A 23830-nucleotide genomic window follows, 5' to 3' on the forward strand; every position below is an offset into this window, starting at 1 on the left:
CTCTGATGGGCGAAGCCAAGATATTGCTGCGGGCCGAGCCGGCCGCTGCCGGTGCGGGCGAGGTCGAGCGCAAGCTGAGCGTGCCTGAATTGCTCTGGAACGACGGCTTCGTCCGCAAGTCCGTCATCATTCTGTTCCTGGCGGCGGTCTGGGAGGCGTACGGCGTCGTCCTCGACAATCCGCTGCTGTTCCCGACGCTGCACGACACGGCGATCACGCTGTTCGATCGCGTCAAGGACGGCACCATCCCGATGCGCGCCTGGGCGTCGCTGAAAGTGTTGTTCATGGGCTATTCGGCCGGCATCGTGCTGGCCGCGATCTTCACCATTCTCGCCATCTCCACCCGCATCGGCACCGATTTCCTCGAGACGGTGACGGCGATGTTCAACCCGCTGCCGGCGATCGCGCTGTTGCCGCTGGCGCTGATCTGGTTCGGCCTCGGCAACGGCAGTCTCGTTTTCGTGCTGATCCATTCGGTGTTGTGGCCGGTGGCGCTCAACACCCATTCCGGCTTCAAGAGCGTCTCCAACACGCTGCGCATGGTCGGGCGCAATTACGGCCTGCGCGGCTTGCCCTATGTCGCCAAGATCCTCATCCCGGCCGCCTTCGGATCGATCCTGACGGGGCTGAAAATCGGCTGGGCCTTTGCCTGGCGTACGCTGATCGCGGCCGAGCTGGTGTTCGGCGTGTCCTCGGGTCAGGGCGGGCTCGGCTGGTTCATTTTCGAGAACCGCAACCTGCTCGACATACCTGCGGTCTTTGCAGGCCTCTTGACGGTGATCATCATCGGGCTCTTTGTCGAGAACCTGATCTTCCGCGCCATCGAGCGGAACACCGTGCAGAAATGGGGCACCCAATCATGACCAAGAAGAAAGTAACGCCCGACCAGCTCCGCAGCGCGCGCTGGTTCGCGCCCGACGATCTGCGCTCGTTCGGCCATCGTTCCCGCACCATGCAGATGGGCTACGCGCCGGAGGAGTGGAAGGACCGCCCGATCATTGCGATCCTCAACACCTGGTCGGATGCGCAGCCCTGCCACATGCATTTCAAGTCACGTGTGGACGACGTCAAGCGCGGCATCCTGATGGCCGGCGGCCTGCCGATCGAGCTACCGGCGTTGTCACTGTCGGAATCGCTGCTCAAGCCGACGACGATGCTCTACCGCAATCTGCTGGCGATGGATGCCGAGGAGCTCTTGCGCAGCCATCCCGTCGACGGCGTGGTGCTGATGGGCGGCTGCGACAAGACCACGCCGGCGCTGCTGCTGGGCGCGACCTCGATGAACATCCCGGCGATCTATCTGCCGGCAGGCCCCATGCTGCGCGGCAACTGGAAGGGCAAGACGCTCGGCTCGGGCTCGGACGGCTGGAAATACTGGGACGAGCGCCGCGCCGGAAAGATCTCCGACAAGGACTGGCTCGACATCGAAGCCGGCATCGCCCGCAGCTACGGCACCTGCATGACCATGGGCACTGCCTCGACCATGACCGCGATTGCGGAAGCGATCGGCATGACACTGCCCGGCGCCTCCTCGATTCCCGCCGCCGACGCCAACCACATCCGCATGGCCAGCGAATGCGGCCGCCGCATCGTGGAGATGGTGTGGGAGGATCTGACGCCGACGACGATCCAGACCCGGAAGGCCTTCGAGAACGCCATTGCGGTCGCGATGGCGATGGGCTGCTCGACCAACGCGATCATCCATTTGATCGCGCAGGCCCGCCGCGCCGGCCAGGACATCGGGCTCGACGATTTCGAGATCGCGAGCCGCAAGGTGCCCGTGATCGCCAACGTGCGGCCGAGCGGCGATGCCTATCTGATGGAGGATTTCTTCTATGCCGGCGGCCTGCCGGCGCTGATGGGCCAGATCAAGCCGCATCTGCATCTCGACTGCATCACGGTGACCGGCAAGACGCTGGGCGAGAACATCGAGGGCGCGCAGGTCCACAATGCCGACGTCATTCGCGGCATCGACAACCCCATCTACAAGGAAGGCGCGCTCGCCGTGCTCAAGGGCAACCTCGCGCCCGACGGCTGCGTCATCAAGCCGAGCGCTTGCGCGCCGCGCTTCCTCAAGCACACCGGTCCCGCGCTGGTGTTCGACGATTATCCGTCGATGAAGAAGGCGGTCGACGATCCCGACCTCGACGTCACCGAGGATCACATTCTCATCTTGCGCAATGCCGGGCCGCAAGGCGGGCCGGGCATGCCGGAATGGGGCATGCTGCCGATCCCGACAAAGCTCGTGAAGCAGGGCGTGCGCGACATGGTGCGCATCTCGGACGCGCGCATGAGCGGCACCAGCTATGGCGCCTGCATCCTGCACGTCTCGCCGGAATCCTACATCGGCGGCCCGTTGGCGCTGGTGCAGAACGGCGACCGCATCACGCTCGACGTCGAAGCGCGCACCATCAATCTCGACGTGAGCGAGGTCGAGCTCGCCAAGCGTCGCGCCGCCTGGAAGCAGCCCGAGCGCCGCTTCGAGCGCGGCTATGGCTGGATGTTCACCAAGCACATCAAGCAGGCCAATGACGGCTGCGACTTCGACTTCCTCGAGACCGATTTCGGCGCGCCGATCGGCGAGCCGTCGATTTACTAGCCACCTGTCATTCCGGGGCATCGCGAAGCGATGAGCCCGGAATCCATCGGGCCGCATTCTGTGTCGATCGATGGATTCCGGGCTCGCGCCAAGCGGCGCGCCCCCGGAATGACGACAGAGAGAGCCCACGATGACAAAACTCAGCGAAGCCACCCGCACCAAACTCAAATCCGTCTCCACCGCCACGGTGGCCACCGCGCTCTTCAAGCGCGGCCTGCGCGTCCAGATGATCCAGGATGTGCATCCCGTCGGTCCCGACCAGCCGACCATGGTCGGCGAGGCCTTCACGCTGCGCTACATGCCGGCGCGTGAGGATCTCAACACCATCGACGTGTTCAAGGACCGCTCGCATCCGCAGCGCAAGGTGGTCGAGGATTGCCCGCCGGGCGCCGTGCTGGTGATGGACAGCCGCAAGGACGCGCGCGCGGCCTCGGCCGGTGCGATCCTGGTGACGCGGCTGATGAAGCGCGGCGTCGCCGGCGTCGTCACCGACGGCGGCTTTCGCGATTCCGCCGAGATCGCCAGGCTCGGCATCCCCGCCTATCATCATCGTCCCAGCGCACCGACCAATCTCACGCTCCACCAGGCGATCGAGATCAACGTGCCGATCGGCTGCGGCGATGCGCCGGTGTTTCCCGGCGACGTCATCCTCGGCGATGCCGACGGCGTCATCGTGATCCCCGCGCATCTCGCCGACGAGATCGCCAACGAAACCTTCGAGATGACCGCGTTCGAGGATTTCGTCACGGAAGAAGTCGGCAAGGGCCGCGGCATCTTCGGTCTCTATCCCGCGACCGATCCGCAGACGCTGACCGACTTTGCCGAATGGCGGAAGAAGAACGGCCGCTAAGGCCAAGAGCAGATCGATCAAGACACAGGCCGGCCATCAAGTGCCGGCCTTTTATCGAGCAGGGAGGATTTTCATGAACTTCACGCGACGCAACCTCATGGCTGGTGCCGGCGCGGCAATGGCATCGACGCTTCTCGCCCGCGCCGCCGGCGCGCAATCGTTCCCGTTCACGCCGAACCAGCGCTATCCCGATCCCGCCGTCCAGATCCTCGATCCCAGTTTCACAAAGTACCGGATCTATTCCTCGAGCCTCGAGCAGGTCGCGACCGGCTTCCGCTGGGCCGAAGGCCCGGCCTATTTCCCCGAGGGCGGCTATCTCCTGTTCTCCGACATCCCCAACAACCGGATCATGAAGTTCGACGAGAAGACCGGGCAGACCAGCGTGTTCCGCGCCAACGCCAATTACGCCAACGGCAATGCCAGGGATCGCCAGGGCCGTCTCGTCACCTGCGAGCACTCCGTCACCCGTCGCATCACCCGCACCGAGAAGGACGGCAAGATCACCGTGCTCGCCGACAAGTTCGAGGGCAAGCGGCTGAACGCGCCGAACGACATCGTGGTGAAGTCCGACGACAGCATCTGGTTCACCGATCCGCTGTTCGGCATCAATGGCGAGTGGGAAGGCAAGAAGGAGAAGGCCGAGCAGGCCACCACCAACGTCTATCGCCTTGCCAAGGACGGCAAGATCAGCGCGGTCCTCACCGACCTCGTCAATCCCAATGGCCTTGCCTTCTCGCCCGACGAGAAGAAGCTCTATGTCGTCGAGTGGAAGGGCACGCCCAACCGCAGCATCTGGAGCTACAACATCGGAGACGACGGCTCGCTCAGCGGCAAGACCAAGCTGATCGACGCCGCCGACCAGGGCTCGCTCGACGGCTTTCGCGTTGATCGCGATGGCAATATCTGGTGCGGCTGGGGCTCCAACGGCGCGCTGCAATCCGAGCCCAGCGATGTCGGCGGCCGCAAGGTGTTCCAGCTCAAGGCCAGGCCCGAGGAACTCGACGGCGTCATGGTGTTCAATCCGGAAGGCAAGCCGCTCGCCTTCATCAAGCTGCCGGAACGCTGCGCCAATCTCTGCTTCGGCGGCCCCAAGAACAACCGGCTCTACATGGCCAGCAGCCACTCGGTGTATGCGCTGTACGTGGAGGCGCACGGGGCGGTGTGAGGTCGTCGCGCGCCCCACATGCGATGTCATCCCGGACAAGCGGAGCGCTGATCCGGGATCCATAACCACAAGCGTTCGCCGGTACTAAAACCTACACGTCACCGACACATCACGCGGTATGGGTCCCTGCGTTCGCAGGGACGACACCGGAAGGTGTTGCTACAGCGGCGGCTATCGCTACACCCCCGCCTCCGCCATTCCCGCCGCCCACAGCGCGAACGCATAGACGATCGCGACTTCGTCGAGCCGGTCGAACCGGCCCGAGGCGCCGCCGTGGCCGGCGCCCATGTTGGTGCGGAGGAGAACCGGGCCGCCGCCGCTCATGGTCGCGCGCAGGCGGGCGATCCATTTGGCGGGCTCCCAATAGGTGACGCGTGGATCGGTCAAGCCGCCCATCGCCAGGATCGCCGGATAGTCCTTCGCGGCGACATTGTCGTAGGGCGAGTAGGACAGGATCGTTCGAAAATCCTTCTCGCTCTCGATCGGGTTGCCCCATTCCGGCCATTCCGGCGGCGTCAGCGGCAGCGTGTCGTCGAGCATGGTGTTGAGCACGTCGACGAAGGGAACCTCGGCGACGATGCCGGCGAACAATTCGCCGGCGCGGTTGGCGACCGCGCCCATCAGCATGCCGCCGGCCGAGCCGCCATGGCCGACGATGCGCCTGGCGCTGGTATATTTCGCGTTGATCAGCGCGCGGGCGCTGGCTGAGAAATCGTCGAACGAATTCGTCTTCTTCTCGCGCTTGCCGTCGAGATACCAGCCCCAGCCCTTGTCGGCACCGCCGCGGATATGGGCGATGGCGTAGACGAAGCCGCGATCGACCAGCGACAGGCGGTTGGCGCTGAACGAAGCCGGCATCGCCATGCCGTAGGAGCCGTAGCCGTAGAGCAGCAGCGGCGCCGAGCCGTCGAGTTTCAGCCCGCGGCGATGGAGGATCGACACCGGCACCTCGGCGCCGTCATGCGCCCTCGCCATGATGCGTGTGGTGACGTAGTCGGCCGCATCGTGCCCGGACGGGATCTCCTGGCGCTTGCGCAAGGTGCGCGTGCGCTTGACCATGTCGTAGTCGTAGACTTCCGACGGTGTCGTCATCGACGAATAGGAAAAGCGCAGATTCGTCGTCTCGAATTCGTAGGAGCCCATCGTGTCCAGTGAATAGGCGGCCTCGTCGAAGGCGATGGCGTGCTCGTCCTTCGTCGCGAGGTCGCGGATCACGATCGACGGCAGCGCATTGGCGCGCTCCAGCCGCACCAGATGGCCGGCATAGAGATCGAGGTCGATGATGTAGATGCCGGGACGATACGGGATCAAGTCGCGCCAGTTCTTGCGCTCCGGCGAAGAAAGGGGCGCGGTGACGATCTTGAAGTCGATGGCATCATCGGCATTGGTGAGGATGAAGAGCTCGTCGCCACGGTCGGCCAGCGAATATTGCACGCCTTCCTCGCGCGCCGCGACCAGCCGCGGCGGCGCTTCGGGATTTGCGAGATCGATCAGCCGCTGCTCGCTCGTCTCGTGATCGCCGCCCGCGATCACGCAGAAGCGGCCGCTCGTGCTCTCGTGCAGATGGGTGAACCAGCCGGAATCCTGCTCCTCGTAGATGAGCGAATCGTCGGCCTGCCTGGTGCCGAGCCTGTGCCGCCACACCTGCATCGGGCGGTGGTTGTCGTCGAGCTTTACATAGAAGAAGCTCTTGCAATCCGCGGCCCAGACCATGCCGCCGTCGGTCTCCTCGACGAGATCGTCGAAGTCCTTGCCCGTGGCCCAATCGCGGACGCGGATCGAAAAATACTCGGAGCCCTTGGTATCGGCGCTCCAGGCCTGCAGCTTGTGATCGTGCGAGTGACGGCTGCCGCCGAACTTGAAATATTTGTGGTCTTTTGCGAGCGCGTCGCCGTCGAGCACGATATCGCCGTCGCCGCCCTCGCGCGGCATGCGGCCGAACAGCTCGTGCTGCCCGCCCTCGCGAAACCTGCGGAAATAGGCGAAGGGGCCGTCGGGCGAGGGGACGCTGGAATCGTCCTCCTTGATCCGCCCGCGCATCTCCCGCACCAGCGTCTTCTGCAGGCTGGCGGTATGGCCGAGCAGGCTTTCGGTGTAGACGTTCTCTTCATCCAGATATTTGCGGATGTCGGGATCGAGCACCGCAGGGTCGCGCAGCACCTCCTGCCATTTCGCGTCCTTCAGCCAGGCATAGTCGTCGGTCACGGCGATGCCATGCCGCGTGAAGGAATGCGGCCGGCGCGGGGCGACGGGGGGCTGGGAAGGTGTTTTGGCTTGGGTCACTCGATCCTCATTCGACGGCGTGATCGCCCTTATATCGTCCTGATTCCGCGAATTGCCAGCGCGCCCCGCGCCAGCCGCCGGGTTGTTGACCGGCCCCTTGTATGCTTTACGGACCATATTCCCGCCGCCGGTCCAGCCTGATGCTATTCAACTCCTACCCGTTCATCCTGCTGTTCCTGCCGGCCGTGCTGGCCGGCTATTTCTGGCTCGGGCGGCGCAGCAATCTGACGCCGGTGGTCTGGCTCGCGCTGGCCTCGCTCGCCTTCTACGCCATCGGCAGCTGGCAATTCCTGCCCCTGCTGCTGATCTCGATCGCCTTCAACTTCGGGGTCGGCCATCTCCTCATCGTGGCCGAGCTCGCCCCCATGCGGCGAAAAGCGGCGCTCGCTTTTGGCGTCACCGGCGACCTCCTCGTCCTCGGGATATTCAAATATGCCGGCTTCGTGACCGAGAACGTCAATGCGCTGGCCGGCACGCATCTCGCGGTCCAAATCCTGTTGCCGGTCGGCGTCTCCTTCTACACCTTCACGCAGATCGCGTTTCTGGTGGACGCGTATCGCGGCCAGGTCGCAGCCTACGCGCTGCCGCATTACGCGCTGTTCGTGACCTACTTTCCGCATCTGATCGCAGGCCCCATCCTCCACCACAAGGACATGATCCCGCAATTCGAGCGGGAGGAAACGAAGCGCCCGGACGCCCATCTCATTCTGTGCGGCGTCATCATCTTCGCCATCGGCCTGTTCAAGAAGACCTGCCTCGCCGACGGCATCCAGCCGCTGGTCGCGCTTGCCTTCGAGGCGCGCTCGCCGAGCTTCGACCAGGCCTGGCTGGGTGCGCTCGCCTACACGTTCCAGCTCTATTTCGACTTCTCCGGCTATTCCGACATGGCGATCGGCATCTCGCTGATGTTCGGCATCTTCCTGCCCGTGAACTTCAACTCGCCCTACAAGGCGACAAACATCGTCGAGTTCTGGCGGCGCTGGCACATGACGCTGTCGCAATTCCTGCGCGACTATCTCTACATCCCGCTCGGGGGCAACAGGCGCGGCCGCGTGCTGCGCTACGTCAACCTGATGATCACGATGCTGCTCGGCGGGCTCTGGCATGGCGCGGCCTGGACTTTCGTCATTTGGGGCGCGCTGCACGGCGCCTATCTCTGCATCAATCACGCCTTCAACGCGCTGGTGCCTGCGATTCCATCTGGTCTTGCGCGCCCGGCCCGCATCGCCGGAGCAGCGCTGACGTTCCTGGCCGTCGTCGTCGCCTGGGTGTTCTTCCGCGCCGAGAGCGTCACCTGGGCGCTGCGCGTGCTCCAGGCCATGGCCGATCCCTCGCATATCGTGTTCGGCCGCGAGGAGATCGCGGCGCTGGTGCTGGTCTCCATCTACGCGGCTCTGGTGTGGCTGGCGCCGAACACGCAAGCGCTCATGGGATATGATCACGGCAATCGCAGGGTCGGCGAGGCGTTGCGGGCGGGGCGCATGCGGCCGCTGGTCCTCTACGCGGCATCGCTGGTGCTCGCATTCGGCCTGCTCGGCATCCAGAGCCACAGCGAATTCATCTACTTCCGGTTCTGATGCAGGGCTCGTTCACACAGTTGAGACGCCTTCTGCTCGCCAGCGCCGCTTGCGTGCTGGGCGCGGCCCTGCTCACCTACGTCGTCGATCCCCTGCAATTGTTTCGCCCCTCGCGTTCCGCCTTCTATTCCGAGGACACGCGCGTGCAGAATGCCGGGCTGATCCGCAGCCAGTCGTTCGACACCGCGTTCATGGGCACCTCGCTCGCGATCCATTTCCGCCAGAGCGACATCGATCGCGCGCTTGGTGTGCACTCGCTCAAGCTGGCGATGACCGGCTCGAATTCGCGCCAGCAGGGTTTTGTGCTGGAGCAGGCCATCGACCGCGGCGCAAAGCGGGTGATCTGGGCGATGGACGATTTCAGCTTTGCCGATGCCGCCGACATCGAGGCCGATCCCTATCTGTCCGTCGATCTCTATCGGGGGACAGCGAAGGGGATCGCGTCCTATCTGTTCAGCGCGGCGATGGCGAAGGAATCCCTGTTCGCGTTGCTGCGCTCCGTCCCGCCGCTGCAAGGGCCGCTGACGCGCGTGGCGCCTTATCTCCCCGTCAAGTTTGCGCTGTCCGATGTCGACGACATCTATGCGCTGCCTGGGGATTTCGACGTTACCGGCGGCTACAACGCCAAGCGGACGCTCGCCGCCTTCACCTACATCACCGCTCCCACGCGCAGCCGATTTCTCGGCGAAGGCTATGATTACGAGGCCATGGTGCGGCATTTCGAGCGCGATGCCGTCGGCCTGATCACGCGCCATCCGGACGTGACCTTCGACATCTACTTCCCGCCCTATTCGATCCTGCAATTCGTCGCGATGCGCGACGCATCACCCGAGACGCTGAAGATCGTCACCGGCCTCACGGCACGCATTGCGCAGCGACTGACGCAGCTTCCCAACGTGCGCCTGCATGACTTCCGCGCGATCAAGGAGGTGACGCATAATCTCGATAATTACGGCGACGTCATCCACCACTCGCCGGTGATCGATGCGATGGTGCTGCGGTGGCTGGCGAGCGGGGAATACCGGGTCGATCCGAAGGCGCCGACCGCACCCCTGGATGAGTTGAAGGCGCAGGTGGAGGCGTATCGCGTGCCACAACCCTAGCCAAACACGCCGCCGTCATCCCGGACAAGCGCGCCTCAAGCGCGCGCAGATCCGGGATCCATAACCACAGGGAGGAGTTTGGCGAAGATCCGAAGTTAAGAGTCTTCTGTACTCGCGCTGTGCCTTATCGACAGATCACGCGGTATGGGTCCCGGATCTGCGCTCCACGCCGACAACGCTGCGCGTTGCCCGCGCTCCGCTTGTCCGGGACGACAGCGGTGTTCGTAGTGGCGTCTTAGTTACGCTGCCACCTCGTCCCCGAGATACGCCACGGCTGCTTCCAGCCCGCCCTTGCCGTGCGGGATCTTCAGCGCATTCAATCCCACCTCGATCACCCCGAGCGTGCCGAGCAGCATCGGCGCATTGACGTGGCCCATATGGGCGATGCGGAACGCCTGTCCCGAGAGGTCGCCGATGCCGGTGCCGAGCACGACGCCGCACTTGTCCTTGCAATAGCGTTGCAGCACCGCGGGGTCGTGGCCGTTGCTCATGGTCACCGTGGTCACGGTGTTGGAGCGCTCGCTGGCTTCCGCGACGTTGAAGCCGAGCACCTGGCCTTCCGACCATGCGGCAACGGCGCGGCGCGTGGCTTCGCCGAGCAGGCTGTGGCGGCGGAAGGCGTTCTCCAGGCCTTCCTCGTGCAGCATGTCGATCGCCTGGCGCAGCGCGAACAACAGATGCACCGGCGCGGTGCCGGCATATTTGCGATAATTCTCGGTGCCCTCGCGTTCGCTCCAGCTCCAATAGGGCGTCGACATGTTGGCCTTCTTCTGCGCCTCGAGCGCGCGCGCATTGGCGGCAACGAAGCCGAGGCCCGGGGGCGTCATCAGGCCCTTCTGCGAGCCGGACATCGCGACGTCGATGCCCCATTTGTCCATCTCGAACGGCATGCAGCCGAGCGAGGCCACGGTGTCGACCATGTACAGCGCGGGATGGCCGGCCGCCTTGATCGCCTTGCCGATCGCCTCGATGTCGTTCTGCACGCCCGAGGCGGTGTCGACCTGGACGACGACGACGGCCTTGATGGTGTGCTCCTTGTCGCGGCGCAGGCGCTCCTCGACTTCGTGCGGCCGCACCGCGCGGCGCCAGTCGCCCTTGAGCACCTCGACCTCTGCGCCCATCAGCGCTGCCGCATTGCCCCAGCCGATCGCGAACCGGCCGCTCTCCAGCACCAGCACCTTGTCGCCGCGCGACAGCACGTTGCTGAGCGCCGCTTCCCAGGCGCCGTGGCCGTTGGCAATGTAGATGTAGGATTTGCCCTTGGTGGCAAACAGCTTCGAGATGTCACCGAGCAGGCTTTCGGTCAGATCGAGCATCTGCTTGGAATAGATGTCGATCGCCGGACGGTGCATCGCCCGCAGCACCTCGTCGGGCATGTTGGTGGGCCCGGGGATGGCCAGAAATTCCCGGCCCGCGCGAACGGTCATTGCTGTCAGTCCTTGTGTCGTGGAGACGGTCGAAGGTTGATGATCTGTGTTTCTACGCGTTGGAGGCGCTCAGGAAAAGCACGGAAAACGCAGGTCAGGGTTATCGTTTGGTCTCACGGCAGCCGGCGGCTTCCGCCTCCTCGACCGAGCAGAACCAGCGGGTGCCCTTGCTGATCTTCATCTTGATCTGGGTGTACCAGCGGCTGGTCGGCTGGTGGAAGATGCACTCGCCGGCGCTGTTGACGTTGCCTTTGATGGTGCAATCCGGGGAGGGCGCGACCGGCCCCGAGGCCGAGGCGAGCAGCACCTTGTGCGCCCCCTCGGGTGGCTTGGTCGCGCCGAGGATGACGGTCTTCTTGTTGCGGACGCGCCAGTCCCAGGGCGCGATGAAGGCGCCCTGCCACATCCCGGCTTTTGCCTCGCGCGCCGCTTTCTCGTCTGCATCGTAGTCGTGGGACATGCGGGTGTAGGCCAGTGCCCAACCGCTGCGCACCAGCCATTTCTGGATGTCCTCGCCACCGACCTCGCAGCGCGCCACGGTGCGGCCGCGCCGGTCGATTGATCGCGCGTGGCAGGCCCAGCTCTTGCCGTCCGTGTATTTGGCGAGCTCGTCGCGCGCCGCGACGCCGCAGGTCCAGCGCTCGGTCTTGGTGTTGAGGCAGAGCTGGTCGATTGCGGGCGCGTCGATGCCGCCGAGCCGGATGCGCGTGTTGCCGATCACCACGGCATCGCCAGCGCGGACTTTTGCAATGCCGGTGATGTCGGCGGCCGCAGCCAGCGAGGGCAGGGCGAGCCAAGATGAGCCGAGCAGAGACAGCGCAATCAGGAATTTTCGCAACATGCCGGTCCGCGTGGGATGAAAATCTCGATAGACCGCGCAATTGTGGTCGGCTTTTGTCCGCCCGGCCAGCGCCTGCCTGACGGATGAGCTTTCAACTTCCCGTCATTGCCGGGCGAGTGGCGAATAGGGAGTACCGCATAGGGCGCCGCGCACCATTCGCCATTCGCTACTCGCCATTCACCATTCGCCTCCGCGCCACCGCCAGGCCCATCAGCACGAATGCCGACGTCACCTCCGGCCCGCCCACCAGGATCCGCGTGGGCGTCTTCATCTTGTTCCACTCATAGGCGCGGAACGGGCCGCGGCGGCCGCCTTCGCCGAGGTTTGCGACGATCACGTTCAGCGCCGGTGCGAAGGCGCGCGGGTCGGCGCCGAGATGGCCGAGCGCGATCAGCGCCAGCGCCGCGTCGAACACGTTCATCTCAGCGGCCATCAGCTCGTCCTTGACGTAGGACAGCACGCGATGGCGGATGAAGTCGAAATCGCCGGCGGGATCGATCGCGGCCTGCGCCGCCAGCGGCAACGTCAGGAAGGCCGCATAGCATCGGCCGAAATAGGCGCTGTAGAGCTCCGGCAGGTAATAGATGTGCGAGCGCGGATTGGCGAAGGCGCCGCTCGCGGCCAGCCGCTTCTGGAAACCGATGATGCGATGCACCGTCGCGAGCCGCGACGGTGTCTCCAACACTTTCCAGCGTGCCAGATTGCGAAAGCTCACCTCGAGAATGTCGAGATTGAGCGTCGGATCGAGATCGTTGCCGTAGGGACGCTCGCCCTTGAGGTTGTCGATCCAGGTCGCGACCCCGCCCTCATAGTCGATATTGTCGTTCAGCGGCACGGTCACGCGCGGTTCGTTGACGCCGGCGTGCACCTGATAGCCGGAATAGAAGTCGAGCAGCGGCTGGTCGATGATCGCGTCGAGGCAGCCGGCCTGCGTCGCTGCCGAGATCGAGCACGCCGTGGTGTCGCAGTCCGGCACGTAAATGCCGAAGCCGAGGTCCTGCTTGATCTGCGCGAAGTATCGCGAGAAGCGCGGATGCGGCGCCGGCGCCAGCGCGGTGATGACGTTGAAGCGCGTCCCGTCGATGCCCTCGACCTCCTCGCGGCTGATGTTGACGCAAAAGTCCACCATGTCGGCGATGGCGCGCTCGGCCGCGATCTTGTCGGACGCCGAGGCGAGCCCGGTCTCGCCATAGTTCAGCAGCGCCTCGATGAAGAACGCGTCGTAATAGGCCGAGCGGTGCCGGATCTGCACCGGCTCCCACATCGGCTCGGCGACCCCTCGCCAGGGCGGATTGACCACGGCCCCGGCCGGCGATCGCGCGATGAAGACGCGGGCGAGGTTGAACAGCAGCGAGGAATTCTTGTAGCCGCGGGCGTTGAGGCCCGTGAGCGCCATGATCAGCTCGCGGCCGCGAAAATCCGGATCGCCGATCAGGTTGAAGGCGGCATAGGTCGGCAGGAAGCCGTTCCGGCGGTAGGAGCCGAGCAGATGCTGCGCGCAATCGCGGATCACGCCGTCGATCTGCGCTTGCGGCGGCGCCGAGCCCGTGAACATCGCCGGCGGCGGCTTCGGATGGTCGAGCGCGATGCTGTCGACGAGGTCGGCGACCGGCTGGCCGACCGCCGCCCAGTCGGGCTCGGCCTCGTCGCGGGCGCGAACCAGCGCCTCGCGCAGCGCCGTCAGCCTGGCCTCGTCGCGCAGCTCGGGCAGCCCGGCCCGCCGCAGCAGCACCCGCAGCGCGGGATTGCCGAGCGCAGTCTTGTAGAATTTGGCCAGATGCGGATCGCCGCCGGCTGTCGCCGATAATACGGGATCGCAGACGTCGTAAAGCGAGGGGCCGTCCTTCGGCGCCAGCAGCGCCCGGCAGGCGGCGCCGGCGAAATAATGAAAGTTCATGAAGTACCTGGTCGCGGGACTCTGGCGGGGGTTGGCCGGGGGCCGGCCATCGCGCTCCCAACCACGCGCCACCCCCTGCAAGTCGTTGAAAAGGCTACCCGGATTCGCAGGAAATACAAATGTGATGAAAGTCACGGAAAAACGCGGCACGAAGGCTGCATGATCGGACCCCGAAAGGGCCCGCAGGAGCACAAAATGCACAAAACTGGGCGAGTGAATTAACGAGCAACATCAGTAACTTAGATCAAATTTTGGGAATCTGTTGCCGGGCGCACTATATCCGGTTAAAGGTTTGTTTGGTGCGGCGCCGCAAATTGCGCGCAATTCGGGGGCACATCCCCGGCCAATCCCTCAAACCTAAAGACGCTATCGCGCTACTCAAACAGTGTGCGCGCGCTTGGCTGGTCTTTGGCACAGGAAACGAACCGAGATGAATGTAAAGCAGCTCGACCTTTCCAGACGCACGATCGCGCTGGCCGCGGCCCTCATCGGCACGGTCTCGCTGGTGATCGGCGCCCATGCTGCTCTCAACATGCGCGCGATCGACGCCGCCAAGGCGGTCTCGACCGACCAGGTCACGGGTTCGATCGCCCAGACCTCCCGCCTCGCGCTCGTCATCGGCAACGGACACTATCCTGACGCCAGTGCGCCGCTGACGCAGTCGATCAACGACGCTCGCGCGCTGTCCTCTTCCCTGCGCAAGGACGGCTTTGACGTCGACATGGTGGAAGACGCGACCCGGGACGACATGGTCCGCGCCGTCAACCGCCTGAAGTCGCGGATCAAGCGCGATACCGTCGTCATGCTGTTTTTCGGCGGCTACGGCGTGCAGGCCGGCCGCCAGAGCTACATGCTGCCGGTCGATGCCGTGATCTGGAAGGAAAGCGACGTCCGCCGCCAGGGCGTCTCGATCGACGGCGTGCTCGACATGATGAAGGAGCAGGGCGCCAAGGCCAAGCTCGCCGTCGTCGACGCTTCCCGCCGCAATCCCTATGAGCGCCGCTTCCGCTCCTACAGCCACGGCCTCGCGCCGATCAGCGCGTCCGACAATGCCCTGATCCTGACCTCGGCCTCGCCCGGCAAGGTCGTCGACGACGGCAAGGGCGAGCACAGCGTGCTGGTCAGCGAGTTCCTCAACAACCTCAACGCACGGGGCAGCGCCGAGAGCGTCTTCAACAAGACCCGCCTCGCCATCTCCCGCGCCAGCGAAGGCGACCAGGTCCCGACGGTCTCCTCCTCGCTGCTCGAAGACGTCCAATTCGGCGAAGCCGGCGGCTAGCCGCAGTTTGTAGGGTGGGCAAAGGCGCAACGCGCCGTGCCCACCATCTTTCCAAAATCGCTGACAGAATTGGTGGGCGCGCTTCGCTTTGCCCACCTACGATATGCGTGTGTAACGCACATCTGTCTCTCCATCGTCATTGCGAGCGCAGCGAAGCAATCCAGAATCTTTCCGCGGAGGGACTCTGGATTGCTTCGCTGCACTCGCAATGACGATCGCGGCTGCTACTTCGCTGCTTCCGCGGCCATCACCGGTCGCACCGGATCGCCTTCGCGCAAGAGCGCGCCGGCGCGGGCGACGACGACATCGCCCTCGTTGAGGCCGTCGCGGACCTCGATATTGCCGCCGGACATCAAGCCGACCTCGACACGCTTGGTCTCGACGCGGTTGCGGCGGATCACCTGCACCACGGTGCCGGCGGAGGAATATTGCACGGCCGTCAGGGGCACCGCGACGTTGCAGCTCTGCCCGGACTTGATCAGCGCACGCCCGCTCGCCTTCAGCAGCAGCCGCTTCTGCGAGGAGATGCCGATATAGACCATGCCCTGCTGGATGTTCGGCTCGACGGTCGGGCCGATGCGGCGCACCTTGCCGTCGATGTCGCCGGCGCCGGAGATCCGCACCGTCGCCGGCTGATTGACGGCGAGCTTGCGCAAATCGGTCGTCGCAACCAGGCCGACGAGATCGTATTCGCTGCGTGCCACGATCGTGAACAGCGCCTCGCCCTTGGCCGAGGCGAAATTGCCGATCTGGGCCGTCGACGCCGCGATCACGCCCGCCACGGGCGCGGTGACCTGCAGCGTGCCGCCCTCGGGGAGCGCCAGCCGCGCCAGCACCTGGCCGGCGGTGGTGGTGTCGCCGGCTTCCGCCAGCACGTCCGTGACCTTCAGGCCCGGGCGTTCGGGCCGCACCGAGGTTTCCTCCCGCGCGATGATCGTGCCGGTGGCCTCGACGATGTCGGAGAAGCAGGATTTCGCGACTTTCAGCACCGTGACGGCCGGCCCCTTGGGTGCGTCGTCATCGGCAGCTCTGGCCGGATATTGACCGAGGACGAGCGCGCCGGCGACGGCTGCGGGGCACAGGGTTCGGACAACGGCACGGGGCAAATGACGCATCGGAAATTCCACGGGGTTCAAGCCCTTCGATCGATAGCAGATGGCAACGGGCCGGACTATGGTCGCGTTGCCCATGTCAGGATGCCACGCCGGCGCGCGCCGCCGTGGCAGGTCATTGATGAGTCGCGGGATTGGAGATCAGGTTCGCCGCCCTCCGGGGTCGGGCGGCCTGATTGCGGCTTTCCATGGGGTGTGGACCCTCACGGCTGAGGTCGCCGCAATGGCGGGCCCCTCAGCCGCGGCGCTCGCCCAGCAGCCGCCCGCTGGCCCGGTCGATCAAATGCAGCCGCGTGCAGGCCGGGCAGGACACCGACTCATGCGTGCGGTCGGTCGGCTCGTTGGCGAGCCGATGCTGCACGTTCAGGCCGGTCTGCGGGCATTTGAAGACGATCTGGCGGTCCATGGCCGATCATATGAAGACAAGGCGCGCCTGCGAAAATTACGGATGTTTACGTAGGTCGGCCTGGCCCCCTCAGCCTGGCCCCCTCACGGCAGATTCACGAACTCCACCCAGTTCGGTTTCTTGCCGGTGGGGTAGGATTTCAGCCTGGCCAGCGCGCCGCTGCTCGGGTCGATCGCATAGACCGTCATGCTGTCGGAGAGCTCGCCGACCGCGGCGAGGTAGCGGCCGGAGGGATCGATATTGAAGCCGCGCGGCTGCCTCTCGGTCGGGACACTGCCGATCGTGGTCAACTTGCCGCTTGATCCGTCCACCCTGTAGGCGGTGAGCGTGCTGGTGGTGCGCTCGGAGGCGTAGAGGAAGCGGCCGTCCGGGGTGATGTGGATGTCGGCAGCCCAGGGCTTTCCTGAAAACCCTTCCGGCAGCACGGTGGTGCGCTGGATCTCGTCCCAGGCGCCGCTCCTCGCCTCATAGGTGAAGGCTGCGAGGTCGCCGTTCAGCTCGTGGAGGAGATAGACGAACTTGCCGCCCGGGTGAAACACGAAGTGCCGCGGCCCCGATTTTTCCGGCACCTTGTGGACCGGCGGATCGCTCGGCGTCAGCGTGCCGGCCGCGGCATCGAACGCGAAGCTCAGCACCTGGTCGGAGCCCAGATTGGTCGCGAACGCGAAGCGGTTGTCGGGCGAGGGCAGGAACGCGTGCGCATTTAGCCCGGTCGGAATCACCTGCTTCGGCTCGCCGGCGACGCCGTTGGCGCCAAGCGGATTCAGCGCAACCTTGTTGCCGCCATAGGACGCGCTGAACAGGAACTTGCCGCTGTGGTCGACGGCGATATTGGCCATGCTGTCGGCGAGCGGCGCGTTGCCGAGCTGGCTGAGCTCGCCCGTCTTGGGATCGATCGCAAAGCTCACGGCGAGGTAGGGCTGCGAGCGAACGCCGGCAATCAGCACGCGGTGGTCGGGCGTGATCGCGAGGGGTGTCGAGGATCCGGGCTTCTCGATACCCTTGAAGGCGGCCGTCTGCACGGGCGTCATCTCGCCGCTCGCGGTCATCTTGAACACGCTGATGTCGTTGCTGTCGGCGTTGCCGACATAGGCGAAGGTCTCGGCCATGCCGGCTTGGACTCCAGAAATGAGGGTGAGGGCTGCGAACAGGGTGGTGGCGATCGCAGCGCGTGGCGCCTTGGACGCGATGCGTCGGGTCGGTCTCGACATGGTCTCCTCCTGAAGGCCGGGTCGCTTCATTGTCGTTTTGCCGGCGAGGATAGCGGGCGGCGCGCGCCCGCACCAAATTCCAGTTGGGATCGATCGATGCTGAAATTGTATCGGTCGCCGCAGAGGGCTACCGCGCCGAAGCTGTCCGGGAGGGCAGATTCGGGCTGGACGCAGGAGCGGGCGGTCCGAGCACGGTCCAGACGGCAACCGCAATCAGGGCGGATGTGAGGATGGTCCAGGCGATGAGCCGCTGCCGCATCAGGCCGAATCCGTCGGTGTCATTGATGTCCAGGCCGTCCAGGATCATGCACTTCAAACCGCGGCAATCCTGTGAACTCGTTCACAGCCGAAAACCGCCGGTGCAATGCGAAACCAACGCCGCGCCAGCGCATTGAACCGGCATGCCCCAGGAAAACGATCTCGAAGGCAAGCCCGACATGGGCGGCAAGCATGGCGGTCAGAAAGGCCAGCCCAAGCCGCCGCCGCGCCCGCAGGAGGGCGAGCGCGACGCCGACGTCGTGGCAAAGCGCCACACCAGTCAAACCGATCCCGCCTCGCCGCCGACCAAACCAAAGTAGCGATGTATTCGCACCGGGAACGGCGGCTTCGCCTTGCCGTTACCCTGATCCGCGGGCGGACGAATCGAACGGAGGCTGGCACGTGTTTTGGATCTGTTGGAACACCGCCTGGTCGCTCATCATCAGCGGCATCATGTTCGCCACCATCGTCAGCCACCCCGACTCCGAGATCGCCGAAGTGCGTGCCGCCAAACGTTTGATGTAGTTCGTGGCGTGCCGGAAAGCGCGATGAGATCGGGGTGATTTCATCGCGCTTTGGGAGTCCGGATCATGCTCTCGTGCGAGCCGGACCCGTCCTGCCGTCAATAGTCCCAGAACACCGGGATCCAACGGAAGGCATCACCGTCTATTGCGACGTGCCCGATCGAGGGGAAGGGCATGTGGGTGGCCACCAGCAGCTCGCGGCTCGCGGCCAGCTCCCGCAGCAGACGGACGCGAACGCGCGCGGCCTCTTCGGGATCGTGCTCGAAGCCGTTGTGCCAATCGGGGTGATCGAATCCGACAGTGAACACGGCATCACCGGCGAATGTCAGCCGATCGCCGCCCGATGCCAGCCGGACCACGCTGTGCCCTGGGGTGTGGCCGCCGGTGCGCGTGACCACCACGCCCGGCGCCACCTCATGCTCCTCCTCGAAGGTGCGCAGCTGGTTGTGGTACTCCTTTGCAAACCGCTCGGCGGTCGCCCGCAATGCGTCCGGGAATCCGGGCGGCATCGAGACATGGGTGAAATCGGGGTTCTCCCAGAACTTGACCTCGGCAGCGGCGACGTGGATCCGCAGGTCCGGGCGCAGCCGCTCCTTCACCTCGTCGACGAGCAGCCCGCCGATGTGGTCCATGTGCATGTGCGTCAGCACCACGTCGGTGACGGATCCCAGATCGATGCCGGCGGCTTCCAGTCGCTTGCTCAACTGCCCGGCCCGCGGCAAGTGCAGATCCGGATCGGACCCCAGCCCGGCGTCGACGAGGATGGTCTGGCCGCCGCTCCGCACCACGACCACGTTCAGCGCCCAGTCGAACGCGTCCGGCGGCAGGAACATGTCCTTCAGCCAGGCCGCGCGGACGGCCGGGTCGGCGTTGTGGGCCAGCATCGCGCCCGGCAGCATCAGCACGCCGTCGCTGATCACCATCACGTCGATCTCGCCGATCTTCAGTGCATAGCGCGACGGGACCAGTTCTTCGGGGCGCGATGTCGCGGGATATGAAGGGTTGTGCAGGTTCATGTTGGTCTCCTGTTTCATGAGAAGGCTCCCGGCTGGCTTGATCGGCAGACCGCGCAGCCGGGACGCGCGGCCGTCATGGCTTGAGACGTCTAGAGAGCGGTGACGCGCTCGGGATCGGCGGAAGCGAGAGCGGCGGCGCGCTCCGCCTTTGGCGGATAGATCCAGACCGTGTTGATCTCCCGCTTGGTCTTCTTGGCGACGTCGCCGACCATCTCGACCTTCCGCTCCCAGCCGCGCGTGAACAGCGCGCCGGCGTCGCCGAGGTCGAGGCAGGTGACGTAGGCCTTCTGGTGATAGGGCCGGGTCGCAAGGCCGAGCAGCTCGGCCGCGGCATTGTTGCCGGCGAAGGCGCCCATGCGCGTGGCGTGCTGGCACGACATCAGCGCGTAATTTCCCTCGTCGTCGCAGGCCGCGCGTGCCGCATCGCCGGCCGCGAAGACACCCTGAACGCCTGTCACCTGCAGGCGGCGATCGACCAGCAACCGGCCGAAGCTGTCGCGCTCGGCGGGAATCTGCGCGGTCAAAGGTGCCGCACGAATGCCCGCCGCCCAGATCACGGTCTCGGTCTCGATGCGTTCGCCGCTCGACAGCGTGACGCCGGATTGGTCGAGCGATGCGACCCCGGCACGGAGGCGGGTTTCCACACCGAGCTTGCGAAGCGCGTCCTCGATGACGGGGCGGGGACCCGCGCCCATGTCGGGCGCGATCGCATTGTTGCGATCGACGATGATGACGCGGCTCTTCGCGTTGGTGCCGAGGATGTCGCGAAGCCGCGCCGGCATTTCGGTGGCAGCCTCGATGCCGGTGAAGCCGCCGCCGGCGACGACGACCGTGTCGCGCCCGACCGTGGCCGGCCGCTTGGCGAGACCATGCAGGTGCTTGTCGAGTGCGACGGCATCGTCGAGCGAATCGACGCTGAAGCCATGCTCGGCAAGCCCCGGAATGTTCGGACGGAACAGCCGGCTGCCGGTGGTCACGACGAGACGGTCGTAGGAGAGCGTCTTCTTCGTCCCCTTTGCCGTCGCGATCTTCACCATGCAGGATTTGGTGTCGACCGCCTCGGCGGTGCCTTGCACATAGGTGACGTCGATGGCCTCGAGCACGTCGAGCAGGGGCGCGGTCAGGGTTTCCGGCTTCGGTTCATAGAGCCGCGGGCGGACCACGAGCGTAGGCTCGGGCGCAACCAGCGCGATCTCCAGCTGGTCTGGCGAGACGCCCTGTATCTCGCGCAGGCGGGCTGCGGAAAGGGCGGCGTACATGCCGGCGAAGCCGGCGCCGATGATCACTAATCGCATGGGTTTGCTCCTTGGTTGGCAGTGTCGAAAGTCCGCGCGCAACCGTCGCTGCTCCCTCGCGGGCAGCGTCCGGTGACGGCACGAAGAGATGTGAAGAGATGAAGTGAACCGCTGCGTCTAAGGCGCCATGCAGCGGGACAGTGGCGAGCGCGCCGGCCAGGCCTGGCGAAACACGACCGGCCTCAGGCCCCAGTCCTGATAAGGCAGGCCGGAGTCGTCCCGGTTCATGATGAATACCAGCGGATGCATCGCGTGCACATCGTGCGCCGGAAGCTCCACCTCCTCGCCCGTCGCCGACGTGAAGCGGACGGCCAGCGAGAGTCCGTACAAGGTTGCGGTGGCAAGGCTTCGGTGGCGCGAGGCGATCACGCGCCGGCTGATGAAATCTTTCCAGGTCATCATCGGTCTCCGTCGATTGGTCTGGACATGATGATGATCTACCGGATCGGGCCTGCCGCTGCGCCAGAGCACTTGCCGTGATTGCAGCGCGATTGCTGCTAACGCTGGCGCCTGCGCCAGTCGCTCGGGCTCTCGCCGGTCAGCTTGCGGAACGCCGCCGCGAACGCCGTCTGCGAGGCATAGCCGAGCGCGGCCGCGATCGCGGCGACCGTCTCGTCGCCCTCGCGCAGCATCTTCATGGCCTGCTCGAGCCGGTGCTGGCGCAGCCAGGCATGCGGAGACAGGCCGGTGCTTTCCTTGAACGCACGGCAGAAGTGAAAGCGCGACAGGCCCGCATCGGATGCCAGCGCATCCAGCGAGACGTCCGCGTCGCTGTCCGACCGCAAGCGTTCGATCGCACGGAACAGGATCTTCGGCGATAAGCCGCCCACGGTCGGCTCGAAACTGGTTGGCGAGCCGGTATGCGCGGCCAGAAGGCGCGTGGCCAGAAGATCCGTCAGCTGATGCCGGAACAGGGTGTCCAGGGCTCCATTGCCTTGCAACGTGTCTGCCGCGCTCAGGATCAGTCGTGAGGTGATGGGGTCGGGATGTGCGGTTCGCTCCAGCAGGTCGGCCGGTCCGACCTGAGCCTCGTCGGCAACGCGCTTCAGGATTGCGTCGGGAAGATACAGCTGAACCACGTCGACGGGCTTTGGAATATCCCACCTGGAGCTCGATCCTTCCGGGATGATGATCAGGACTCCCGGCCGAAACGTGCCGATCGCGACCGATCGTCCCGACCGCCGCTCCATGCGCTGCATCATGCCGTTATACGCCATGATCACGTGGTGGCTCATGGGCTCGACGACGTCGTGCAGCGGATCATGTCGCCAGTGCGCGAGGCCGGCACCGGAGGCGTCCAGCGCCATGCGAAACGGCTCGGTCCTGAGCACGCGCGCCATCTCCGCACCGGCGGCGCGCCGTTCGGAATGCGAGCTGTCGTCCGGCTGCGCACGAGGTGCGGGGGGGGCGCCCTGCTGCGAGACATCGCGCATGGGAGCAGTGTTTCCGGTCATGGCATGGCTCCTTTCGGATCGCGTCAGGATTCCGATCAGTCGCCCGTATTTGTACGGACCGGCGGCGTTCTATTCCCTGCGAGGGAGGGCGTATTGCCTGAAGCGGTCGTGTTTTGTCTGATCCTGCTCCAAGCGGCGCTTTCGCAAATGCGCCGGTCTCATCCCATCGACCGTCTTGCTGCCGCAGCCAAATCGGCGCACCCTGCCGCCCCGGTTGATTTGCCTGCAAGGTTCTTTTCGATGATGACCGCATCCAAGGCCTTCATTGCTTTCTGCCTGCTCGCGCTGGTCGGCACGGTGCTGGTGATCGGCCCGGCGGAGCTGCGCCGTCTGCTCCCGGACGGGACAAAGACCACAATCGCCGCCAGGCCGGAGACCAAGGTCGAAGCCAAGGCCGAAGCCAAGTCCGAAGCCAAGGCCGAAGCAAAGGCCGAAGCAAAGGCCGAGCTCAAGCCGGAGCCGAAACCGGAAGCGCCGAAGCCGGACCAGCCGAAGCTTGCCGCCGCCGCGCCGCCCGCGCCTGCAGCAGTGGCGGCCCCGGCGCCCGAGCCGAAGACCGGCGCGCTGGTCGAGATTCAGAAGCAGGTCGCGGCGCTGCCCGATCTCGCGCCGGTCAAGCCGCCGCCGGCGGTCGCCGACACCGGCCCCCGTTTCGACGTCGCCCGGGTCGACGATCGCGGCGAGGCCGCGGTGATTGCCGGCGTGGCCGCGCCGGGTGCAAAGGTCGAGCTGCTGCGCGACGGCAAGCCACTCGACACAGCGGTGGCCGACGCCTCGGGCCAGTTCGTGATGACCCCGCCGCAGCTTCCCCCCGGTTCCTATGAATTGACGCTCCGGGCCAGGGCGCCGGATGGCACGGTCACGCAGTCCGGCCGCACCATGCCGGTCACCATCGCCGAAGCGGCGCCGCCGCCCGCGCGTCCGGGACCGGTCGCGAGGCAAGAGTCGAAGCAAGCCGAGAAGGTGGATGACAAGGCGGATGTCGTGGCGGCGCTGCCGTCGGGCGCGCCGCATCTTGCCTCTGCTCCCGACAGGGCTGCTTCCCGGCCGAAATTGACCGGCGCGCCGAAACCCAAGGTCATGGCGCGGGCGCCCGCGGCGACGACGGTGGCATCGGCCTCGCCGGCGGACGCGCTGCAGGCCGCGCCATTGGAGGCAGGCGGCAGCCGGGTGATCTCCCGCGGCGACAGCCTGTGGGCGCTCAGCCGGCTCGCCTATGGCGACGGCGCCCGCTACGCCGTCATCTTCAACGCCAACCGCGGCAAGATCCACAACCCCAATCTGATCTATCCCGGCCAGACCTTTGTGATGCCGCAGAAGCCGGAGTGAGGGGTCTTTCTTCCCGTCTTCCCGCGAGCGCAGGACTGTCGCTTACGATTTTGCCTGTGGCCATCCTTCGAGACGCCCGCCTTTGGCGGGCCCTCAGGATGAGGACCGGGGTGCGCGGCACGTTTCAACGGCCCGGTGCCAGTTAGCCTCACCCTGAGGGACCGCGAAGCGGTCGTCTTGAAGGGCGAGGCGTGCGCTCAGGCC

22 protein-coding genes are annotated in these 23830 nt (G+C 65.5%); 10 read left to right on the top strand and 12 right to left on the bottom strand.

Going from position 1 to position 23830, the window contains the following annotated elements:
* Nucleotides 1-5 precede the first annotated feature (5 nt).
* From ACFDR6_RS13350 to ACFDR6_RS13365, 4 genes are all read left to right on the top strand, one after another.
* Nucleotides 6-863 carry an ABC transporter permease gene (locus ACFDR6_RS13350; protein ID WP_212088952.1) on the top strand — a complete coding sequence of 286 codons (858 nt, stop codon included), beginning with the start codon at nucleotides 6-8 and terminating at the stop codon, nucleotides 861-863.
* On the top strand, nucleotides 860-2599 hold the full coding sequence (gene araD, locus ACFDR6_RS13355) for an L-arabinonate dehydratase (protein WP_375858575.1): 1740 nt from the start codon (nucleotides 860-862) through the stop codon (nucleotides 2597-2599). Before ACFDR6_RS13350 ends, araD begins: the two co-directional genes overlap by 4 nt.
* 130 nt (nucleotides 2600-2729) lie before the next feature.
* Nucleotides 2730-3449 (top strand): ribonuclease activity regulator RraA, encoded by a 720-nt coding sequence (locus ACFDR6_RS13360; protein ID WP_375858576.1) that lies wholly within the window; start codon nucleotides 2730-2732, stop codon nucleotides 3447-3449.
* Nucleotides 3450-3522: 73 nt separating this feature from the next.
* Nucleotides 3523-4614, top strand: coding sequence for an SMP-30/gluconolactonase/LRE family protein (locus ACFDR6_RS13365; RefSeq protein WP_375858577.1), 1092 nt, complete (start codon nucleotides 3523-3525; stop codon nucleotides 4612-4614).
* 177 nt (nucleotides 4615-4791) lie between these two features.
* Here ACFDR6_RS13365 and ACFDR6_RS13370 read toward each other — a convergent pair whose 3' ends face one another.
* Nucleotides 4792-6897 carry a S9 family peptidase gene (locus ACFDR6_RS13370; protein WP_375858578.1) on the bottom strand — a complete coding sequence of 702 codons (2106 nt, stop codon included), beginning with the start codon at nucleotides 6895-6897 and terminating at the stop codon, nucleotides 4792-4794.
* A gap of 140 nt (nucleotides 6898-7037) precedes the next feature.
* Here ACFDR6_RS13370 and ACFDR6_RS13375 point away from each other — a divergent pair, with 140 nt between their 5' ends.
* Both ACFDR6_RS13375 and ACFDR6_RS13380 read left to right on the top strand, forming a co-directional pair.
* Nucleotides 7038-8474: an MBOAT family O-acyltransferase gene (locus tag ACFDR6_RS13375; RefSeq protein ID WP_375858579.1), complete on the top strand. Its 1437-nt coding sequence runs from the start codon at nucleotides 7038-7040 to the stop codon at nucleotides 8472-8474.
* Nucleotides 8474-9577, top strand: a complete 1104-nt coding sequence (locus ACFDR6_RS13380; protein ID WP_375858580.1) for a hypothetical protein — start codon at nucleotides 8474-8476, stop codon at nucleotides 9575-9577. The genes ACFDR6_RS13375 and ACFDR6_RS13380 overlap by 1 nt, the downstream gene beginning before the upstream one ends.
* A 239-nt stretch (nucleotides 9578-9816) precedes the next feature.
* On the opposite strand, the gene ACFDR6_RS13385 is transcribed toward ACFDR6_RS13380, so the two are convergent.
* The 3 genes from ACFDR6_RS13385 to ACFDR6_RS13395 all read right to left on the bottom strand — a co-directional run bounded on the left by ACFDR6_RS13385 (nucleotide 9817) and on the right by ACFDR6_RS13395 (nucleotide 13742).
* Nucleotides 9817-11004, bottom strand: coding sequence for a pyridoxal-phosphate-dependent aminotransferase family protein (locus ACFDR6_RS13385; RefSeq protein WP_212088963.1), 1188 nt, complete (start codon nucleotides 11002-11004; stop codon nucleotides 9817-9819).
* A gap of 100 nt (nucleotides 11005-11104) precedes the next feature.
* Nucleotides 11105-11845 carry a thermonuclease family protein gene (locus ACFDR6_RS13390; protein ID WP_212088965.1) on the bottom strand — a complete coding sequence of 247 codons (741 nt, stop codon included), beginning with the start codon at nucleotides 11843-11845 and terminating at the stop codon, nucleotides 11105-11107.
* 166 nt (nucleotides 11846-12011) lie between these two features.
* Nucleotides 12012-13742 (bottom strand): hypothetical protein, encoded by a 1731-nt coding sequence (locus ACFDR6_RS13395; RefSeq protein ID WP_375858581.1) that lies wholly within the window; start codon nucleotides 13740-13742, stop codon nucleotides 12012-12014.
* Between the two features lie 430 nt (nucleotides 13743-14172).
* Here ACFDR6_RS13395 and ACFDR6_RS13400 point away from each other — a divergent pair, with 430 nt between their 5' ends.
* The gene (locus ACFDR6_RS13400) at nucleotides 14173-15021 is read left to right on the top strand and encodes a caspase family protein (protein WP_375858582.1); all 849 of its coding nucleotides are present in this window, start codon (nucleotides 14173-14175) and stop codon (nucleotides 15019-15021) included.
* A 224-nt stretch (nucleotides 15022-15245) separates the two neighbouring features.
* Here the strand turns inward: ACFDR6_RS13400 and ACFDR6_RS13405 are convergent, their stop codons facing one another.
* From ACFDR6_RS13405 to ACFDR6_RS13420, 4 genes are all read right to left on the bottom strand, one after another.
* A complete protein-coding gene (locus ACFDR6_RS13405; protein ID WP_212088971.1) occupies nucleotides 15246-16136 on the bottom strand; it encodes an efflux RND transporter periplasmic adaptor subunit in 891 nt (296 codons plus the stop codon).
* 232 nt (nucleotides 16137-16368) lie between these two features.
* Entirely contained in the window at nucleotides 16369-16539 is a 171-nt protein-coding gene (locus ACFDR6_RS13410) for a hypothetical protein (protein WP_212088974.1), read from the bottom strand.
* Nucleotides 16540-16622: 83 nt separating this feature from the next.
* Nucleotides 16623-17750, bottom strand: a complete 1128-nt coding sequence (locus ACFDR6_RS13415; RefSeq protein WP_375858583.1) for a lactonase family protein — start codon at nucleotides 17748-17750, stop codon at nucleotides 16623-16625.
* Nucleotides 17751-17877: 127 nt separating this feature from the next.
* On the bottom strand, nucleotides 17878-18057 hold the full coding sequence (locus tag ACFDR6_RS13420) for a hypothetical protein (protein ID WP_212088978.1): 180 nt from the start codon (nucleotides 18055-18057) through the stop codon (nucleotides 17878-17880).
* Between the two features lie 94 nt (nucleotides 18058-18151).
* Between ACFDR6_RS13420 and ACFDR6_RS13425 the strand changes: the two genes are divergently transcribed.
* Nucleotides 18152-18328, top strand: coding sequence for a hypothetical protein (locus ACFDR6_RS13425; RefSeq protein ID WP_212089139.1), 177 nt, complete (start codon nucleotides 18152-18154; stop codon nucleotides 18326-18328).
* A gap of 82 nt (nucleotides 18329-18410) precedes the next feature.
* A complete protein-coding gene (locus ACFDR6_RS13430) occupies nucleotides 18411-18533 on the top strand; it encodes a hypothetical protein (RefSeq protein WP_283818776.1) in 123 nt (40 codons plus the stop codon).
* Nucleotides 18534-18630: 97 nt separating this feature from the next.
* Here ACFDR6_RS13430 and ACFDR6_RS13435 read toward each other — a convergent pair whose 3' ends face one another.
* The 4 genes from ACFDR6_RS13435 to ACFDR6_RS13450 form a co-directional block, all read right to left on the bottom strand.
* The gene (locus ACFDR6_RS13435; RefSeq protein ID WP_375858584.1) at nucleotides 18631-19566 is read right to left on the bottom strand and encodes an MBL fold metallo-hydrolase; all 936 of its coding nucleotides are present in this window, start codon (nucleotides 19564-19566) and stop codon (nucleotides 18631-18633) included.
* A gap of 71 nt (nucleotides 19567-19637) precedes the next feature.
* Nucleotides 19638-20843 carry an NAD(P)/FAD-dependent oxidoreductase gene (locus ACFDR6_RS13440; protein WP_375858585.1) on the bottom strand — a complete coding sequence of 402 codons (1206 nt, stop codon included), beginning with the start codon at nucleotides 20841-20843 and terminating at the stop codon, nucleotides 19638-19640.
* Between the two features lie 117 nt (nucleotides 20844-20960).
* Complete coding sequence (locus ACFDR6_RS13445; protein ID WP_375858586.1) at nucleotides 20961-21242, bottom strand: hypothetical protein; 282 nt, start codon at nucleotides 21240-21242, stop codon at nucleotides 20961-20963.
* A gap of 98 nt (nucleotides 21243-21340) precedes the next feature.
* The gene (locus tag ACFDR6_RS13450; protein WP_375858587.1) at nucleotides 21341-22297 is read right to left on the bottom strand and encodes a helix-turn-helix transcriptional regulator; all 957 of its coding nucleotides are present in this window, start codon (nucleotides 22295-22297) and stop codon (nucleotides 21341-21343) included.
* 240 nt (nucleotides 22298-22537) lie between these two features.
* Here ACFDR6_RS13450 and ACFDR6_RS13455 point away from each other — a divergent pair, with 240 nt between their 5' ends.
* Nucleotides 22538-23626, top strand: coding sequence for a LysM peptidoglycan-binding domain-containing protein (locus ACFDR6_RS13455; RefSeq protein ID WP_375858588.1), 1089 nt, complete (start codon nucleotides 22538-22540; stop codon nucleotides 23624-23626).
* Nucleotides 23627-23830 lie beyond the last annotated feature (204 nt).

Origin of the sequence: Bradyrhizobium tunisiense (assembly GCF_042263385.1) — a bacterium.
Taxonomy (GTDB): Bacteria; Pseudomonadota; Alphaproteobacteria; order Rhizobiales; family Xanthobacteraceae; genus Bradyrhizobium; species Bradyrhizobium tunisiense.

Coding starts and splice junctions, on each gene's coding strand:
- ACFDR6_RS13350 (WP_212088952.1), top strand. CDS start 6: ATGGGCGAAGCCAAGATATTGCTGCGGGCCGAGCCGGCCGCTGCCGGT.
- araD (WP_375858575.1), top strand. CDS start 860: ATGACCAAGAAGAAAGTAACGCCCGACCAGCTCCGCAGCGCGCGCTGG.
- ACFDR6_RS13360 (WP_375858576.1), top strand. CDS start 2,730: ATGACAAAACTCAGCGAAGCCACCCGCACCAAACTCAAATCCGTCTCC.
- ACFDR6_RS13365 (WP_375858577.1), top strand. CDS start 3,523: ATGAACTTCACGCGACGCAACCTCATGGCTGGTGCCGGCGCGGCAATG.
- ACFDR6_RS13375 (WP_375858579.1), top strand. CDS start 7,038: ATGCTATTCAACTCCTACCCGTTCATCCTGCTGTTCCTGCCGGCCGTG.
- ACFDR6_RS13380 (WP_375858580.1), top strand. CDS start 8,474: ATGCAGGGCTCGTTCACACAGTTGAGACGCCTTCTGCTCGCCAGCGCC.
- ACFDR6_RS13385 (WP_212088963.1), bottom strand. CDS start 11,004: ATGACCGTTCGCGCGGGCCGGGAATTTCTGGCCATCCCCGGGCCCACC.
- ACFDR6_RS13390 (WP_212088965.1), bottom strand. CDS start 11,845: ATGTTGCGAAAATTCCTGATTGCGCTGTCTCTGCTCGGCTCATCTTGG.
- ACFDR6_RS13395 (WP_375858581.1), bottom strand. CDS start 13,742: ATGAACTTTCATTATTTCGCCGGCGCCGCCTGCCGGGCGCTGCTGGCG.
- ACFDR6_RS13400 (WP_375858582.1), top strand. CDS start 14,173: ATGAATGTAAAGCAGCTCGACCTTTCCAGACGCACGATCGCGCTGGCC.
- ACFDR6_RS13405 (WP_212088971.1), bottom strand. CDS start 16,136: ATGCGTCATTTGCCCCGTGCCGTTGTCCGAACCCTGTGCCCCGCAGCC.
- ACFDR6_RS13410 (WP_212088974.1), bottom strand. CDS start 16,539: ATGGACCGCCAGATCGTCTTCAAATGCCCGCAGACCGGCCTGAACGTG.
- ACFDR6_RS13415 (WP_375858583.1), bottom strand. CDS start 17,750: ATGTCGAGACCGACCCGACGCATCGCGTCCAAGGCGCCACGCGCTGCG.
- ACFDR6_RS13420 (WP_212088978.1), bottom strand. CDS start 18,057: ATGATCCTGGACGGCCTGGACATCAATGACACCGACGGATTCGGCCTG.
- ACFDR6_RS13425 (WP_212089139.1), top strand. CDS start 18,152: ATGCCCCAGGAAAACGATCTCGAAGGCAAGCCCGACATGGGCGGCAAG.
- ACFDR6_RS13435 (WP_375858584.1), bottom strand. CDS start 19,566: ATGAAACAGGAGACCAACATGAACCTGCACAACCCTTCATATCCCGCG.
- ACFDR6_RS13440 (WP_375858585.1), bottom strand. CDS start 20,843: ATGCGATTAGTGATCATCGGCGCCGGCTTCGCCGGCATGTACGCCGCC.
- ACFDR6_RS13445 (WP_375858586.1), bottom strand. CDS start 21,242: ATGACCTGGAAAGATTTCATCAGCCGGCGCGTGATCGCCTCGCGCCAC.
- ACFDR6_RS13450 (WP_375858587.1), bottom strand. CDS start 22,297: ATGACCGGAAACACTGCTCCCATGCGCGATGTCTCGCAGCAGGGCGCC.
- ACFDR6_RS13455 (WP_375858588.1), top strand. CDS start 22,538: ATGATGACCGCATCCAAGGCCTTCATTGCTTTCTGCCTGCTCGCGCTG.